21 protein-coding genes are annotated in these 15,866 nt (G+C 60.0%); 20 read left to right on the top strand and 1 reads right to left on the bottom strand.

The genetic code is table 11. From position 1 onward, the window contains the following. The first annotated feature begins 126 nt into the window (after positions 1-126). The 11 genes from FJU08_RS12785 (at position 127) to FJU08_RS12735 (ending at position 9,072) form a co-directional block, all read left to right on the top strand. Positions 127-825: a hypothetical protein gene (locus FJU08_RS12785; protein WP_141149410.1), complete on the top strand. Its 699-nt coding sequence runs from the start codon at positions 127-129 to the stop codon at positions 823-825. Further along, a complete protein-coding gene (locus FJU08_RS12780) occupies positions 788-2,863 on the top strand; it encodes a phage terminase large subunit family protein (protein ID WP_141149409.1) in 2,076 nt (691 codons plus the stop codon). The genes FJU08_RS12785 and FJU08_RS12780 overlap by 38 nt, the downstream gene beginning before the upstream one ends. Further along, the gene (gene gpW / locus FJU08_RS12775; protein WP_141149408.1) at positions 2,860-3,090 is read left to right on the top strand and encodes a gpW family head-tail joining protein; all 231 of its coding nucleotides are present in this window, start codon (positions 2,860-2,862) and stop codon (positions 3,088-3,090) included. Before FJU08_RS12780 ends, gpW begins: the two co-directional genes overlap by 4 nt. Next, on the top strand, positions 3,087-4,868 hold the full coding sequence (locus FJU08_RS12770) for a phage portal protein (RefSeq protein WP_141149407.1): 1,782 nt from the start codon (positions 3,087-3,089) through the stop codon (positions 4,866-4,868). The genes gpW and FJU08_RS12770 overlap by 4 nt, the downstream gene beginning before the upstream one ends. Next, the gene (locus FJU08_RS12765; RefSeq protein WP_235890683.1) at positions 4,865-5,749 is read left to right on the top strand and encodes a S49 family peptidase; all 885 of its coding nucleotides are present in this window, start codon (positions 4,865-4,867) and stop codon (positions 5,747-5,749) included. The genes FJU08_RS12770 and FJU08_RS12765 overlap by 4 nt, the downstream gene beginning before the upstream one ends. Positions 5,750-5,779: 30 nt before the next feature. Further along, complete coding sequence (locus FJU08_RS12760; RefSeq protein WP_141149406.1) at positions 5,780-6,295, top strand: hypothetical protein; 516 nt, start codon at positions 5,780-5,782, stop codon at positions 6,293-6,295. Between the two features lie 45 nt (positions 6,296-6,340). After that, on the top strand, positions 6,341-6,712 hold the full coding sequence (locus FJU08_RS12755; RefSeq protein WP_235890682.1) for a head decoration protein: 372 nt from the start codon (positions 6,341-6,343) through the stop codon (positions 6,710-6,712). Between the two features lie 39 nt (positions 6,713-6,751). Next, positions 6,752-7,783, top strand: a complete 1,032-nt coding sequence (locus tag FJU08_RS12750; protein ID WP_141149405.1) for a major capsid protein — start codon at positions 6,752-6,754, stop codon at positions 7,781-7,783. Between the two features lie 61 nt (positions 7,784-7,844). Continuing rightward, positions 7,845-8,279 (top strand): hypothetical protein, encoded by a 435-nt coding sequence (locus tag FJU08_RS12745; RefSeq protein WP_141149404.1) that lies wholly within the window; start codon positions 7,845-7,847, stop codon positions 8,277-8,279. After that, the gene (locus tag FJU08_RS12740) at positions 8,276-8,608 is read left to right on the top strand and encodes a head-tail joining protein (RefSeq protein ID WP_141149403.1); all 333 of its coding nucleotides are present in this window, start codon (positions 8,276-8,278) and stop codon (positions 8,606-8,608) included. Before FJU08_RS12745 ends, FJU08_RS12740 begins: the two co-directional genes overlap by 4 nt. Continuing rightward, complete coding sequence (locus FJU08_RS12735) at positions 8,608-9,072, top strand: hypothetical protein (protein WP_141149402.1); 465 nt, start codon at positions 8,608-8,610, stop codon at positions 9,070-9,072. The genes FJU08_RS12740 and FJU08_RS12735 overlap by 1 nt, the downstream gene beginning before the upstream one ends. Positions 9,073-9,115: 43 nt before the next feature. Here FJU08_RS12735 and FJU08_RS12730 read toward each other — a convergent pair whose 3' ends face one another. Next, complete coding sequence (locus FJU08_RS12730; protein WP_141149401.1) at positions 9,116-10,066, bottom strand: GGDEF domain-containing protein; 951 nt, start codon at positions 10,064-10,066, stop codon at positions 9,116-9,118. Between the two features lie 278 nt (positions 10,067-10,344). Here FJU08_RS12730 and FJU08_RS12725 point away from each other — a divergent pair, with 278 nt between their 5' ends. The 9 genes from FJU08_RS12725 to FJU08_RS12685 are packed head-to-tail and all read left to right on the top strand — an operon-like array spanning position 10,345 to position 15,811. Beyond that, the gene (locus tag FJU08_RS12725; protein ID WP_141149400.1) at positions 10,345-10,596 is read left to right on the top strand and encodes a spike base protein, RCAP_Rcc01079 family; all 252 of its coding nucleotides are present in this window, start codon (positions 10,345-10,347) and stop codon (positions 10,594-10,596) included. A 39-nt stretch (positions 10,597-10,635) separates the two neighbouring features. Beyond that, the gene (locus tag FJU08_RS12720; protein ID WP_141149399.1) at positions 10,636-11,049 is read left to right on the top strand and encodes a phage tail tube protein; all 414 of its coding nucleotides are present in this window, start codon (positions 10,636-10,638) and stop codon (positions 11,047-11,049) included. After that, positions 11,049-11,459, top strand: coding sequence for a hypothetical protein (locus tag FJU08_RS12715; RefSeq protein ID WP_181409840.1), 411 nt, complete (start codon positions 11,049-11,051; stop codon positions 11,457-11,459). Before FJU08_RS12720 ends, FJU08_RS12715 begins: the two co-directional genes overlap by 1 nt. After that, a complete protein-coding gene (locus tag FJU08_RS23315) occupies positions 11,456-11,683 on the top strand; it encodes a phage tail assembly chaperone (protein WP_141149549.1) in 228 nt (75 codons plus the stop codon). Before FJU08_RS12715 ends, FJU08_RS23315 begins: the two co-directional genes overlap by 4 nt. Next, positions 11,680-13,626, top strand: a complete 1,947-nt coding sequence (locus FJU08_RS12705) for a phage tail tape measure protein (RefSeq protein ID WP_141149398.1) — start codon at positions 11,680-11,682, stop codon at positions 13,624-13,626. The genes FJU08_RS23315 and FJU08_RS12705 overlap by 4 nt, the downstream gene beginning before the upstream one ends. Then, positions 13,626-13,973: a phage tail protein gene (locus FJU08_RS12700; protein WP_141149397.1), complete on the top strand. Its 348-nt coding sequence runs from the start codon at positions 13,626-13,628 to the stop codon at positions 13,971-13,973. The genes FJU08_RS12705 and FJU08_RS12700 overlap by 1 nt, the downstream gene beginning before the upstream one ends. A 9-nt stretch (positions 13,974-13,982) precedes the next feature. Then, positions 13,983-14,435 carry a spike base protein, RCAP_Rcc01079 family gene (locus FJU08_RS12695; RefSeq protein ID WP_141149396.1) on the top strand — a complete coding sequence of 151 codons (453 nt, stop codon included), beginning with the start codon at positions 13,983-13,985 and terminating at the stop codon, positions 14,433-14,435. Beyond that, positions 14,432-15,184 carry a phage minor tail protein L gene (locus tag FJU08_RS12690; protein ID WP_141149395.1) on the top strand — a complete coding sequence of 251 codons (753 nt, stop codon included), beginning with the start codon at positions 14,432-14,434 and terminating at the stop codon, positions 15,182-15,184. The genes FJU08_RS12695 and FJU08_RS12690 overlap by 4 nt, the downstream gene beginning before the upstream one ends. Before the next feature lie 12 nt (positions 15,185-15,196). Next, complete coding sequence (locus tag FJU08_RS12685) at positions 15,197-15,811, top strand: NlpC/P60 family protein (protein WP_141149394.1); 615 nt, start codon at positions 15,197-15,199, stop codon at positions 15,809-15,811. The last annotated feature ends 55 nt before the right edge of the window (positions 15,812-15,866 follow it).

Below are 15,866 nucleotides of genomic sequence, written 5' to 3'. Positions count from 1 at the left end.
TCGGCGGGTCCTACCTGGGGCCGGTGGCCACGCGGGTATTTGGCACCGCGCGGTCTGGCCAGTCTGAGCCGGATTTTTGAGCCTAAAGTCCAAGCCTAAACTAAAGACAGGGTGAGTTTAGCCACCATGGAACCCATGCCTGAGAGCATGACCAAGGCCGCCTTTGCAGCGCTGATTGCTGTCTCACCCGGCCGGGTCTCGCAATATCTAAGCGCCGGGCAGATCCATGGCGATGCGATCGAGGGCGAGGGGCGCTTTGCCCGGATCCGTCCTGGTCGAGCCATCGCCCAGCTCGGTCTTTCAATCGATCCCGCACAAGGATTTGGCGCCAACGGGAAAGCAGCGACAGCCACAGTTCGCAAACAGGCTGATTTCCCCCGTGCCGAAGCGCGGCCGGGCGGGGCGGGGCAATTGCCGCTCCGCCCGCCGTCACCTGAGGAGGATCTTGCCGAGCTTCTCGCCCGCGAGCGGCTGCAACAGCAAAAATACAAGACCGCCCAGATGGCGCGGCAGGAACGTGAAGAGGCGGGCATCTATGTCCGCACGGAAGACGCAAAGCGCGAGACCGGTCGGGGGATCTCGGAAGCCTTCAAGGTGATGGAGCAGGGGCTGCCGGATCTGGCAACGGCGCTTTCTGAAGAGTTCGGCCTGCCGCAGCGGGACCTGCAAAAGGCACTGACCCGCAAATGGCGGTCGATCCGGCAGGCCGCAGCCGAGGCGTTTCGCGCCATCAGGGACAAGACGCCGGAGACGCTTGAAGCGCCGGATGACGAGGACATGCCAGACCATGACGATCCTGTTCAACCCGCTGCGGCTGATCTATGAGGCGCTGGCGGAAGTCTGCGAGCCGCCACCACCGGTCGACTATCTCGCCTGGGCCAAGGACAACATCGTCTTCTCCGAGCGGATCTCGGCCTTTCCCGGCCCTTACCGCGAGGACATGTTTCCATTCTTCTCGGAGATCCTGAAGGCGCTTTCGCCGGATGATCCCTGTTCGATTGTCTCGCTGGCCAAATCCGCACAGGTCGGTGGCACGGTGCTGGCCAATATCTTCCTGCTCGGCACGCTGGAGCTTGACCCCTGCGACTTCCTCTATGTCCACCCGACAGAAGAAAACGCCTCGCGCTGGTCAAAGACCAAGCTGATGCCGCTGTTGCGCGAGACGACCTCGGTCAGGGCTCTGTTTGCCGATGGCAGCCGCGACGGTGGCAATTCGATCCTTTACAAGGAACGGATCGACGGGCGTGGCGCGGTGCAGGCGGCGGGTGCCAATTCGGCCGCCGGCCTGTCGATGATCTCGCCGCGCGCCCAGGTGCAGGACGACCTTGCCAAATGGGGGATGAATGAAGCCGGTGACCCGGAGGTGCAGGCCGATAGCCGGTCAAAGGCCTTCTTCAACCGCAAGGTCTTCAAGATCTCGACCCCGCTGATTGCGCCGGGTTGCCGGATCACCGAGAACTATCTCGCTGGTACGCAGGAGCGCTATCATGTGCCGTGCCCCCATTGCGGAGAACTGCAGGTTCTCGAATGGGAGAATATGCGCGATCACATCGATCCCGAACACCCGGAGGCTGCGCATTTTTGTTGCACGGCATGCGGCTGCGAGATCCACGAACACCATCGCGCATGGATGGTCGACCCGAAGAACGGGGCAAAATGGATTGCCAAATATCCCGACCGGGCGCGTTACCATCGCTCGTTTCATATCTGGGTGCCCTATTCGCCGCTTGAAAGCTGGGAGGCAATTGCGCGGGCCTGGCTGAAGGTTCAGGCCGGTGGCGCCGACGATAAGGACAAGGGCACCGGCGCCGAACAGGTATTCTTCAACGACACGCTTGGCCTTGCCTTTGAGGCAGACAATAAGGCGGTGGACTGGGAAGACCTGCGCGACCGCGCTGATGCGACCGGCTTTAAACGTGGCATCGTTCCGGCCGATAGTCTGGCGCTGACCATGGGCATTGACGTTCAGGGTGATCGTGTCGAGTGGCTGCTGCGCGGATGGGGCCGTAACAAGATCAGCGCGGTGATCGATTACGGTGTGATCGACAGCCGGGCGGGCAGTCATCTTGCCGGCTATCGTGAGCATTCCGGCCATATCTCAGAGCCGCAGGTGATGAAGGCGCTCGATCAGCTGATTGCCAGACGCTGGCCTGATGAGAATGGCAAGCCACGCAGCATTGATCGTGTCGGCATCGACGGCAATGCCTATACCGAAGATGTCTGGTTCTGGGTTCGCGGTTATCCGCGCTCGAAGGTGATCATGGTGCGCGGTGACAATCGCGATACAGCGCCTTTGCTGAGCCAGGTGCGGGAATATGACAAGAACGGCCGGCCGAAGAAACAGAAGTGGTCGACCCGCTTCTTCAACTTCAACGCCTCGGTGATGAAGATCGGGCTTTACCGGGACTTTAAGAAGGATGACCCGGAAGCACCGGGCTATATCCGCTTTGCCACCGGCCTTGGTGATGCCTTCTATCAGCAGGCAACATCTGAGGTTCGCGTCAAGGAAAAGGACCGCAGCGGTTATCCGCGCTGGCGCTGGAAGCTTCCCGAAGGCCAGCGCAATGAAGTGCTCGACATGATGAACCAGTCGCGCGCCGCCGCAATCCGGCTTGGCGTTCCCTATTGGAGCGATGAGGCCTGGGATGTTCGCGCCGAGGAACTGGCGAAGCTTGAGCCGGAACGGCAGGGCGATCTCGAAGATCTGATCGGCAATCTTGCCGCTGTTGCCGAGGCCGTCAGCCGGGCGCAGGAAGAACGTGCCGAAGCGGCTGAACCTACACAAACAACCGTCCCGGATCGCGTTGCCGCAGCCATGCGGCGCGCTGGCCGGGCGGCACAGAGAAACGGCAGGACACCATGACGACAGAGGAACGCATCACGCTGGAAAGCCAGCTTTCCGAGGCACGGCTTGCGCTCCACAAGCTGGAAACCGGCCGCAGTGCGGTGACGCTTTCCTATGACGGTGAGACGGTCACCTATTCCGGCGCCGACCGGGCGTCGCTCCGGGCCTATATCCGCGGCCTCGAGACAAAGCTTGGCATTCGCTCTTCCAGCCGTCCGCGTGGGCGAGGGGTGATCTTCGGATGACAGTGGAACTCTATGGACCTGACAACAAGCCGCTGCCTGCTGCTGTCCGGCAGTCGGCCCGGCTTCAGGCAACGCGGAACCGGATGATGGTGAGTGTCTCCGGTGCTGCGGTGACGCGGGCACCCTATCAGGGAGCGGCATCTGATCATCCGAGCTTTGCCAGCTGGAAGGCGGGCAACTATTCCGGCCAGTCGGCGCTGTCGCTGTCACGCCCGACGCTTGTGGACCGGCTGAATGATGTTGCCCGCAATGACGGCTGGGGCGCTGCCGGCACATCGCGTCTGGTCGATAACATCATCGGCGCCGGCTGGAAGCTTGCCGCCCGTCCCAATCATGTGACGCTGAAGCTGACCTTTGATCAGGCCGAGGCAATCGCGACCCAGATTGAGGGGCTCTGGCGGGACTATACCCAGGACGTTGATATGTGGTGCGATGCCGAGCGCACCAAGAACATGGCCGGGATCCTCGGCCTTGCTGCGCGCAACCGCTTCGGCCCGGAAGGTGAGGCCTTCGGTGTTGTGGTCTGGCAGGATGATGCGCCACTGTTCCAGACCGCCATTCACATGATCGATCCAGCCCGGTGTTCCAACCCGAAAGGCACGCTCGACAGTGAACATCTGCGCGACGGTGTTGCGATTGATGATTATGGCGCACCGCTTGGCTATCACTTCCGCAAGAGCCATCCGGGCGACCTTTTTGCCGGCAACACCAAGCTCTGGTCATGGGAATATGTGGCCCGCGCCACCGAATGGGGAAGGCCGATTGTCGTTCATGCCTTCGATCCGAAGCGGCCGGGAATGACACGCGGGGCGTCCGACTGGGCGCCGATCATGCGGTCGATCAAGCAATCGACGGATTACGAGGATTTTGAAAGCCAGGCGGCAATGCTGAACGCCATCATGGCGGCCTTTATCGAGACGCCATTTGATCCCGAGGAGATGATGGCCGCCCTTGATGCCGAGGGCGGTGATGGTGCGCTCGGCAAGCTCTATGGCGAGATGTCGGAAGCGCAGAAGGCCTATTACGGGGCAGCACCGATCAACCTGCCCGGTGTTCGCATCAATACATTGCTGCCGGGTGAGAAAGCAAACCTGACCAAGCCCGAGCACCCGAACGCCAATTTTGAGGTGTTCGTCAATGCGGCGCTCCGCAAGATCGCATCGGCCGTGGGGCTGACCTATGAGCAGCTGACCATGGACTGGAGCCAGGTCAATTATTCCTCGGCCCGTGCGGCACTGCTGGAGATCTGGCGCGGCTTCACGGCGAAGAAATCGGGCTTTGCCGCCCAGTTCATGGCGCCGGTCTATCGGGCATGGCTTGAAGAGGTGTTCGACAAGGGCCTGATCGAACTGCCTGAGGGGGCGGTATCGTTTGAAGAGAACCCCGCCGCCTGGTGCCATGCCGACTGGATCGGGCCGGGCAGGGGCTGGATTGATCCGCTGCGTGAAGCACAGGCTGCCGGTGAGCGGCTTGACCGGCGGTTGACGACGCTGCAGCAGGAATCGGCCGAACAGGGCCGGGACTGGAAGATGGACGCCGATCAGCTGGCACGTGAGGCCCGCTATTATCGCAGCCTTGGCCTGACGCATCCGGCCGAGGCTGAGGCTGTGCCCGCAGAGGGTAATCCCCCGGCGCCGTCGCTGGATGAGGCCGATCAGGACAGCGAGGTCGAGGACAGTGTCAACGGCCGCAGCAGCGGCCAGCCGAGCGGAAGCGGGCGGGGCGCCCGCCGTCATCCGCTTGGTATCCCCGCCATTCATGGAAGGGCAAGACAATGAACTATCCCGAAATCGCCAGCCGGATGTTCAACACCCCGCTGATGCTGCATCCGGGCAAGGCCGAAACCATCGGCCGGGCCTTTGGCCCACGCGTGCTCGGCCTGCCTGAGGCGGGATCCGAACAGATGGGGCTGATCGGCGAGACGATCCGCGAGGCAAAAGATGGCTGGGGCAACAAGGTCTATAATGGCGTGCGCCGTGCCAGCGACGGGATTGGCCTGATCGAGATTGAAGGCTCGCTGGTCAACAAGGGCAGCTTCATCGGCAAGTCCTGCGGTGTCACCTCCTATGAGGGGATCGGCATTCAGGCCGATGACTGCCGCCTCGATGACAGTATCAGGGGTGTCATTCTCGAAATCGACAGTTTTGGCGGTGAGGTCACCGGCGCTTTCGACTGTGCCGAAAAGATTTTTGAGCTTTCCACCGCCAAGCCGACCATTGCCGTTCTGACCGATCATGCCTGTTCGGCCGGTTATCTTCTGGCCGCGGCCGCGCGGATGATCGTGATCCCGTCAACGGGTGTCTGCGGCTCCATCGGCGTTGTCTCGATGCATGTCGATGTCAGCGGCTGGCTGAAGAAAGAAGGCCTTGCGGTCACCATCCTGAAGGCTGGCGCCCACAAGGCCGATCTCAACCCCTATGAGGCCATCCCCGAAGATGTGCTTTCGCGCGAGCTTTCCGAACTGGAAGAGATGCGCGTCGAATTTGCAGAAACGGTTGCCCGGTATCGCGCCGGGCGGCTGACGACAGAGGCGGCCCTTGCCACGGAGGCGGGCGTCTATCGCGGCATGAAGGCGGTTGAGGCTGGTCTTGCCGATGCCGTTCAACGCCCCTCGCAGGTGCTTGCCGCCTTCGAGGCTGCCCTTGGCCCTGCGGCCTGATCCACCAACCAAACCCAAGAGGACAAACAGATGTCACAGATCACGCGCGGGTTTACCGCGAACGTGCTGGCTGCCGTGCGCGGCCAGAACCGCATGGAAGGCGATCCCGGCAATGCCGACCCGGAAAAGGATAACCCGCCTGCAGAACTGGAAGACGATCCCAACGACGCCAATAACTCCGACGATCCGAGTGCTGAAGGTGAGGGCGAGGGGAACCCGGAAGACGAACCTGATGGCGACGAGGGCAGCCAGATGTCGGCGCGGACGGCCGAGCGCAAGCGGATCCAGGCGATCCTCATGCACCCGAAGGCCGAGGCCAATGCAGGCCTTGCAGCGCATCTGGCGTTCAGCACCTCGCACAGCTTTGCCGAGGCCAGCGCCATTCTGAACGCCTCGGCTGCAACGTCGAACGGCAACCGCCTTGCGGGCCGGATGGCCGGCAAGACGCCGAAGCTCGGCGCTGGCGGTGCCCCCTCTGCCGCATCCGAAAAGCAATCCCTTCTTGCCGCCGTCGGCAGCGCCATGAAAGCCCGTCACGGCCGCTGATCGCGGCAGATCCTGAACCTCCCGCTCTTTCGGCGGAAATCCTCAATGGAGTCTTCTCCCATGAATACGGCAAGCTATGCCCCCAACGACCTGATTGTTTCTGACATTCCGGTCACCACCCGCACGGTGACGATTGCTTCCGGTCAGGTTCTCGACCGCGGCGCCGTTCTCGGCGAAATCACCGCTTCGGCCAAGCACATTCTGTCGGTCGCAGCGGCCGGCGATGGTTCGGAAACGCCCGATTGTGTGCTGGCCTTCGATGTCGATGCCACGGGCGGCGATGTCCAGGCGCAGGCCTATTTCTCGGCCGGTGTCGCTGCCGACAAGCTCACCTTTGGCGATGGTCACGATGCGACGACCGTTGAGCAGGCATTCCGCCGCAACGGCTCGGGCCTCTATGTCCGCACACTGATCTGAGCGCCCCGTTCTTCCTTCTTCTCGACAGGATAAATTCCGATGGAAAACTTTCTTCTCAATACGGCCGAACTGGTCACGGTTCTGCCGCCGCGCGATCGCCCTGAAGCCTTCCTGCGCAATCGCTATTTCTCGACCACCGTGCTTTCCGAGCAGGAAGAAATTGTCTTTGACAAGATCATTCCCGATCGTGAGCTTGCTCCCTTCGTTCATCCCGACGTGCCGGGCAAGGATGCCGCCAATCGCGGCTTCAAGGCCACCAGCCTGAAGCCCGCCTATGTCAAGCCGCAGAATACGCTACGGCCGAACGGCAATCTGATCCGTGTTCCGGGTGAAGCAATTGCTGGTGTCATGTCGCCGGAAGAGCGCTATGCCTATAACATTGCCGCAATCATCGACGATCAGGACATGCGGATCACCCGGCGCGAAGAGGCAATGTGCTCGGCGGTCCTGCGCACCGGCAAGGTGGTTGTCGAGGGCGAGAACTATCCGACGCAGACGGTCGACTTCGGCCGCGACGCATCGCTGACCATCGCACTGACAGCTGCGGCCCGCTGGGGCGAGAGTGGCATTGACCCCTTCGATGATATCGAAGACTGGATCGAATTGCTGGCGCTGACTGATGGCTTCACCGCCCGTGAGGTGACGCTGGGGCCGGGGGCTGCGACGCTGCTGAAGCGTTCCGAGCGGTTCCAGAAGATGCTCGACAACCGCCGTCAGGCGTCTGGCTCGATGGAGTTCGGCCCTGTTTCGACCGGGGCTGAGGGAAAGTATTCGGCGGTTCTCGGTGTGATCGGCGAGATCACCTTCGTGCAGTATTCGCAGGGCTATACGACCGGCGGCGTGAAGGGCAACTTCTGGCCGAGCTATGGCGTTGGCGTGATGGATCCGCAGGGCTTTATGGGCCACTTCGGCTATGGCGCCATCCTCGATGACCAGGCGCTTTTGCCGATGGCCCGTTTCCCCGACATGTGGACGGAAAAGAACCCCTCGCGCACGGTCTGCCAGACGCAGGCCGCCCCGCTGCCGATTGCGCCGGAGCCGAATGCCAGCCTGTTTGCACTGGTGCGCTGATCCTGATCGCCGGGCGGCAACATCCGCCCGGCACCCCTTCCAAAATATGGAAACGATAACAATGGCAAAGACGCGAAAGTTCAACACAACGGTGAAGCTTGGCAACAAGACCTATGCGCCGGGTGAGGATGTACCGATCACCGACAAGGGCCTCAGTGATGCTGCTGCCGACAACCTCGATCAGGTGTTCGGCCTGTTCAGGACCTCGGCCGAGGGCAGCACCAGCGACCGGCGGATTGCAGCGCTCACCGAAGAGCGCGACAGTCTTGCCGATCAGGTCACCAACCTGACGGCCGAGCGGGATGCACTGACCAGGGCCAGCAAGAGTGGCAGTGCGGATCTGACGGCACTGACCGCCGAGCGCGACAAGCTGGCTGCAGATCTCAAGACCATGACGGCCGAGCGTGATCAGCTGGAAGAGGATAACGGCACGCTTGCCGATGAATTGCAAAAGCTTCAGTCCGCAAATAGCGGTGACACGGGTGACAAGACATGAGCATCGCCCGGCCACAGCTGTTTGCCGGCCTCGGTGAGGAATTTGCCGGGGCATTCGGCAATGTCGATTGCCTGTTTACGATCGACGGTGTCGTGCAGGCAAAGCCGGTGCGCGGGATCCTGCGGCAGAAAATCGGCCGCGATCTCGGTGACGAATTTGGCCAGGATGTTGAGGGCATCACGCAAACGCTCAGCGTTCCGGCAACTGGCCTCGATGATCTCGAAAGCCAGCGCGACAGCGTTCAGATCAACGGCCAAACCTTCGAAATCGCCAATCAGGCCGATGACGGCCGGGCGATGAAGGTGCTCTTCCTGAAAGGCAATGTCTGATGGCGCATATGCGAACACAGATTTTTGACGCGCTTCTCGCCCGGCTTTCGGCCATCCCGGAATTCTCCGGCGCTGGCAAGGTCAAACGCGCCCGCACCGAGGCAATCCGCGAAAGCCTTCTTCCGGCGCTGACCGCCACATGGTCGGAAAAGCAGGAGACGGCAACCATTCGCCCCTGTGCCGGGCCGAATGGTGAGGATGGTTACGACCGGCGCCTGCCGATCGATATCATCGTCCACTTCAAGGCCGAAGATCCCGATATCGAGTTTGACCGGCTGGCGGTCGAGATCGAGACGGCGCTTGGCGCTGCAATCAAGCTCGACGGTCTGGTGATTGAAATGGTGCTGGACGAAAGCCGGCATTATGTCGATCGCGCGACTGGGATCTCGCTTGGGATTGGGGCGCTGACTTATGTGGTGGATTATGTGACGCTGGCGGGCAATGCTGACGCCAGTGCCGAATAGTAACTGACCTATCTTATCTTTTATCGCGTGAAATCGAATAGCCTTAATGATTGCTTTGGGGCTGAGCGTGCCATTGCCAGCCTCCTTTGTTCGTTTTCTTCATGCTATAAAGCGCTTGGTCCGCTTTCTTCAGTACGTCGCTTAAATTTGGACCGTCCTCGGGCCATTGACTAATGCCGATTGTCATTCCGAGACGAATATGGTCACTAACGTGTTTGAAAGGGGCGCTGATCGCTTGCTTTATATGCGTGCACTGAAATTCCACCTCCTTGGCCGTAACCAAGCCTGTAAGCAGCACGACAAATTCGTCTCCGCCAAAACGGAAAAGTGCTCCATTGGCTTGAAGGGATTGCTGAATTCGCCTGGCGGTTTCAATCAGAATAGAATCGCCAATGTCGTGTCCGAGGCTGTCGTTGACCGCTTTGAAACCGTCAAGGTCTAGCATCAGCACTGTCAGCGGCAGCGTTTGATCTCCCAGTCGCGCCGACGTTTCTTTTTCCCATTGCATCTGGAGGGCGCGTCTGTTTCCTGCTCCGGTAAGCGGGTCCTCGAAGGACAGGCGATGAAGTGCTTCTTCTGCTCGCTTCTGAGCAGTGAAGTCCTCAAACGTGGCAATCGCGATCCCGATATCATGAAGGAGCGTTCCCCGGTGGATGACCGTCACGATGGAGCCATCTGCACAGCGAACATCGAGTTCAATCGGTAGAACTTCGGAAATTCCAACGCCCGCTGGCTGCCAGATATCTTGCCATCTCTGTCTCGTCAGCTTCCTGTCCGATTCTTTGACGTAACTGTTTTCAATCCAGTCAGCGACCGTCTTGAAGCTGTCATCGCGGTAGCCAAAAAGCTGCTTGAAGGCGAGATTTACAAATTGGATCTCGCCGCTCGAGGTGTAGGCCCAGGAAATAGGAATTGGCAATGCGTCCAGAATAATATGAAGGTCACGTTGCGAGGCATGGGTTCCATGTTGAGCTCGTTCAAAGAGTTCTCTCATGTCATCGGCGGGTCCAGTTGAAACAGAGAACCAGATATATAGTGCGATAAATTTTATTGAATAGCGTCAATTCTGGAGTTTGTATATCGACTTTAGAGTTTTATGATTAATCAATTGATATTATTTGCTTTTATTTAGGATGGTCTGTCTATGTCAGCTTTTTCTTGAAGTTTCAGTGCGACGAACAGCCCGAGATAAAGGTCGGTCTGGCGACGAAGACGGCCAAATCAATCATTCACTCTCCGGTTTTCAGAACCGGTCCCCAGGGAGAAAACTCCATGAACCCCACATCCAAACAGGGCGGTCTTGACCAGCCCTTCTGGTTCGGTGCGCCTGTCGTGCCGGATGACGATACCGATTTGCCGCAGGCCTCGACGCTCTATCTCGGGCAGGGCGGTGACATCTGCGGCATCACCAGGGGCGGCACGGAAGTGACGCTGAAGAACCACCCGACCGGCTATGTGCTGGGCGTCTTTGCCCGCGTGAAGGCGAGCGGCACCACGGCTTCGGATATCGTCGCGCTCTGGTGAGCGTTTCCCCTCCATCATTGTTTCGAAAGGATCCTGGGTATGGCCCTGGGCAGAGAACTTATTATCAAGCGCAAGAATGATGCCGAAACCTTCGATATCGTCTGCGTAGTCGAACAGCGTTCACTCAACATCAACAATGAGGAAGTCGATACGACCAGGCCGGATTGCGACAATCCGGGCGGCGTCCTCAAATATTCCTCGATTGGCGGCGTCCAGTCGGTGCGCTGGTCAGGATCCGGCGCCTATGTCTCTTCGGCAACGCAGGCGCTGGTGCTGCAGGATATCCTCGGGCAATCGCTGAACGACTATCAGGTCACTGTGCCGGGCGTCGGGACGTTTGAAGGTCCGATGCGGATGCTTTCTGCCAACTTCCAGGGCGACAAGACCGCCGAAATGACCTGCGATCTTGCCGGCGTCTTCGATGGCGATGTCGCCTTTGAGGCGGCGGCCTGATGACGACGGCCTTCGCAAACCCTTTGCGCGGTGAGGCAGCGGTCACGATTGGCAACAAGGCCTTTGTCGTGGCCGTCACCTTTGGTGGGCTGATGCGGCTGTCACAGGCGATTGGCGCCCGCTCGATGGATGAGATCTATCAGCGCCTTCTGGGCTTCGAACCCTTCGCTGTTTCCTGCGCCATCCGCTGTCTTGCCGTCACCGAGACGGATGAACAGGCGGCCGAGCTTGCTGCGAAAGTGCTCTCCGACAAAAACATCTCGGCCGCCGACCAGTCGAACTGGCGCAAGGCGATCGAGAAGGCGTTGACCGCCCATATCGAGGCGGGCAATAGCTTGCGCGAAACCGTGTCTGTCTCCGAGCAGGTAGAGGCAGCCGTCTCGGCAAAAAAAGACCAGCCGGTGTCCTGATCGCGGATCATATCCGCACGCTTTTCCAGATTGCGATCGGTTCGGAAAAGATCGGCTGGACGCCGGCGACATTCTGGGCGGCGACGCCTGCAGAGCTTGTCATGGCCATTGATGGCGTGACCGGGAAAGCCAGTTCGCCAAGTCCGGTCAGTCGTGATCGGATCCGGGCAATCGTTGCCGGGCACGGTCCGCAGAAATCCATTCGCAAGGGGAAGGCTCCATGAGCAGACCGGATATTCCTGTCAAAATTGGTGCGGATGATACCGAATTCAAAAGCGCCATGACTCGGATCCGCATGCAGGCGCGGGTGGCGGCGAATGATACTGCCAGCTCCTTCATGGCGATCAAATCGAAGATCGGCGGTCTCGGGAATGTCTTTGGCGAGGCCTTCAGCGTTCTGAGTGCCGGCCCCGCCGGCATCGCCGCATCGCTCGGCCTTGGCGCAGTTGTCTCCGCTGTGCATGAAACGGTGGATGCTGTGACCGATCTCGGAAAGGCGGCTAAGACCGCCGGTGTCGATTTCGAGGCGTTCCAGGAACTGCGATACGCCGCGGTAAAATCGAAAGTCGATGTTGATGCGCTGACGGATGGTCTGAAGGAAATGCAGCTTCGCGCCGATGAATTCGTCAAGACGGGCGGCGGCTCTGCTGCTGAATCCTTCCAGCGTCTCGGGCTGAATGCCCGGCAGCTTTCCCGCATGCTCAATGATCCGGCAAAGATGTTCGAAACGCTGATCGGAAAAATCCGGCAGCTGGACAAGGCGGCGCAAATCCGTGTGCTTGATGAGATGTTCGGCGGAACGGCTGCCGAGCAGTTTTCCTCGCTGATGGATGACAGTGCCCAGAGCATTGCCGATGCCCGTCAGGAAGCCCGTGACATGGGCGCGGTGATGGATGAGGAATTGCTGAAGAAGGCAGAGGATATCAACGCCCAGTGGGAAGCCATGGCGCTGATCGTCAGCACCAACTTCAAATCCGCCGTCATCGATGTCACGACCAAGGTCGGCGAGCTTTTGCAGGGCATGCGGGACTTCATGGCGCTTGTCGAAAGTGCGCATGACAAGGTTGTCCAGGCGCAGGCCGCCGGCGCGAAAATGGGTGCTATGGCCCATGGTGGATCTGCCGAGGACGATACGGTGCTTGATCCTGTGGATGTCACGACCGATGGCGCCGTCGCGCGGCGCATGGCAGAGCTGGATGATTACAATGCCGGGCGCGAGGCACTGGAAGCCAAGCTTGCTGCAAACCGCAAGGTCAGTGCTGAGATTGACCACCAGAACAGCCTGACAGCCGATCAGCTGTCTCTCGAGCAGGAAATCGAGCGGATCCGTGCGCAATATACCAAGGCCGGCGGCAGCGCGACGGAAGAGGAGCTTCAGGCCAAAGCTGAGGCCAGTCTTGCGGCAAAGAAGGCCCGGCTTGCCGAAACCCGCAAGAGCGGCGGTGCCTCAACCAAAAAGGAAAAGGATGCCGTCAAAGACCTGATCCAGGCGCTTCAGGACGAACTCGACATGTCGACCATGTCGGCCGAGCAAAAGAAGGTCTTCGCAAACCTTCGCCGGGCTGGTGCCGATGCCACGGAAGACGAACGGGCGGCGATCGAAAAGCTGACCAAGGCAATCGAAGCGCAGGATAGCAAGCAAAAGAAGGCGACCGACACCGCCGAATTCTTCCGCGATACGGCCAAGGACAGCTTTATGGCGCTGGTTCCCGCCATTGAGACGGGCAATGATGCGCTCGACACCTTCATCAACAAGATGGTTGAGGCGGCCGCACAGGCGGCGCTCTTCGGTGATGGCCCGCTCGGCGGGCTGTTTGGCGGCGGGCTGCTATCCAGTCTGATTCCGGGGCATGCAACCGGGACAAACTTCACACAGGGCGGGCTTTCGTGGGTGGGGGAGCGCGGCCCTGAGCTTGTTAACCTGCCACGTGGCGGTCAGGTCATCCCCAATCATAGGCTTGCTTCCGTGCAAACATCTGCAAATTCGGGCGCAGTCAGCAATTCCATTTCCTTCGGCGATATCAACGTCTCTGTGCCGGATGGCACGGATCCGAAAGACGCTGCTGCCATGGGGCAGGCCTTCCGAAAGCAGCTTGAGGCGATGGTTGATTCACGGCTGCGCGATAATCTGCGGCCGCGCGGGCTTCTGGCGGGAGGGGCTTTCTGATGGCAGACAAGTTTGAGCCTCCAGCCTGTCCTTCGATCCAGAGTTCGAAGGACATTACGATCCGCACACTCGAAAGCAATTTCGGTGACGGATACAGCCAGCGGGCAGGGGACGGGCTGAATACGACCGGCATTGCGTTCAACGCTATCTGGCCGGGCCTGACGCTTTCCCAGGCTGATCAGATTGAAGCCTTCTTTCTATCATTGCGCGGTGTCCATCCGTTTGAATGGACCCTGCCGCGCGAGCACGAGGCAAAGCTCTTCCGCTGCAAACAATGGTCACGCACCGGCGCCGGTGGTGGCCATGACACGATCACAGCGTCGATTGAGCGCGTTTATGATCTCTGAGGTGACTGCATGACCAATCTCAACGTCAACGACGCCAGTGGCGTCCAGCGCCCGATTGCGGCAGAAACCAATGATGACGGATCGCTGAGCCCGCGTCATGGCCTGTCTGATACGGCAACGGCACTGCAGACGGCAATCAAGGTCGCCAGTGAGGCTACACGCGCGGCGGCGGAAGCGATCAATGCCGCGACGGCTGCGATCAGGGCGGCAAGTGAGACGACCGCGGCGGCGACCGATGCTATGGCGCCGGCGGCGAAACACGCCTCTGTCATGCCGTCTGATACGACGGTTCTGACCGGCGTTGTCGCTCTGCATATCGGTATGGGCGGTGCGGTGGTGGTCGAGATGGATGGCGTCACCGCTTCCTATCTGGTTCAGGGCAATACCGTCCTGCCGGTGAAGGCTCAAAAGGTTCTGGCGACCGGCACTACGGCTGCCGAGATTGTGGCGCTGATCAAATGACCGGTTCGCATTTTGGCGTGATGCTGGTTGCCGAACAGTCCGGCAATTCGCTCACCGGCACGGCACAGGGCCTTGTCGCCGATGATATCGTCCATCTCTATGAGCTTGACGCCACGGTGATCGGCGGCGGTGTCTATCGCTTTACCTCTTCGGCCTTCGAGGAGGCGCAGGTCTCCTTCGGCGGTCATCCCTATGCCCCGACACCAATCGAGACGGATGGCTGGGAAATGTCCTCGCAAGGCACCATGCCACGCCCGACGCTGAAGGTCGCCAATGTCAATGGCGCACTGTCTGCCGTCATCAATGAGTTCGGCGATCTGGTCGGCTGCACCTTTCGCCGGATCCGCACCTTCCGGCGCTTTCTAGACGGGATGGAAGATGCGGACCCGGATGCCTTCTTTCCGATCGACACCTATCGGATCGAACAGAAGACCAACCAGAACCGCGTGTTTATCGAGTGGACGCTGGCTGCCGCCATGGATCAGCAGGGCCGTCAGCTTCCCGGCCGTCAGGTGCTGCAAAGCGCCTGCACGCATAGCTACCGGCGCTTCAACAGCGAGACGGGGCAGTTCGATTATGCCGGCGTGACCTGCCCCTATACCGGCTCGGCCTGCTTTGACCGGGCGGGCAATGCCGTCTCTGTCTCGGAAGACAAGTGCAGCAAGCTCTTACAGTCTGGCTGCGTCAAGCGCTTCGGCACTTCTGGCCTGCCGACGCGGGCCTTTCCCGGTGTCGGCCGGGCATCCTGAAGGATCACAACCATGTTTGACGAAACAGTCGAGGGGGCGGCGCGCGCCCACGCGCTTGAGGTATGGCCGCAAGAGGCCTGCGGCGTGGTGTCGAAGGGCGTCTATGTCCGTGTAAAAAACATTGCCACAGACCCGCAAGACGGTTTCGAGATGCCGGCCGATACCTGGCTGACGCTGAAACCCGAAGCGGTGATCCATAGCCACAATGCAAAACGTCATCCGCACTGGCCGTCCGGCGCCGACATGCAAAGCCAGATCGCCGCTGCTATCCCCTTCGGCATTGTCAGCACTGACGGCGAGGTAACGACACCGGTGCTCTGGTGGGGTGATCAGATCCTCGACACCGATCTGATCGGCCGCAGCTTCATTCCGGGGATTTTTGATTGCTACGGGCTTGTGCGCTCATGGTACTGGCAGACCCGAAAATTCCACCTGCCGGACTTTGCCCGATCACGGGAATGGTGGAATGACGGCGAAAACCTGCTTGTCGATCACTTCACTGAAGCTGGCTTTGAGGCGATCGACGCGAAACAGGCCCGGCCGGGCGATGTGTTCTTCATGAAGATCATGGCAAAGGTACCCTGTCATTCCGTAAGCGCTGTCTGCGCCCCACATTGCCGACGATAGGCGTCGTTGCGAATTGATACGCATCCGAAGAGAAGGAGTGCGTTTCGCAATGTTC

The organism is Martelella alba, from assembly GCF_006516955.1.
Classification (GTDB): Bacteria; Pseudomonadota; Alphaproteobacteria; order Rhizobiales; family Rhizobiaceae; genus Martelella; species Martelella alba.
This window is presented reverse-complemented; position numbering and strand designations above follow the sequence as displayed.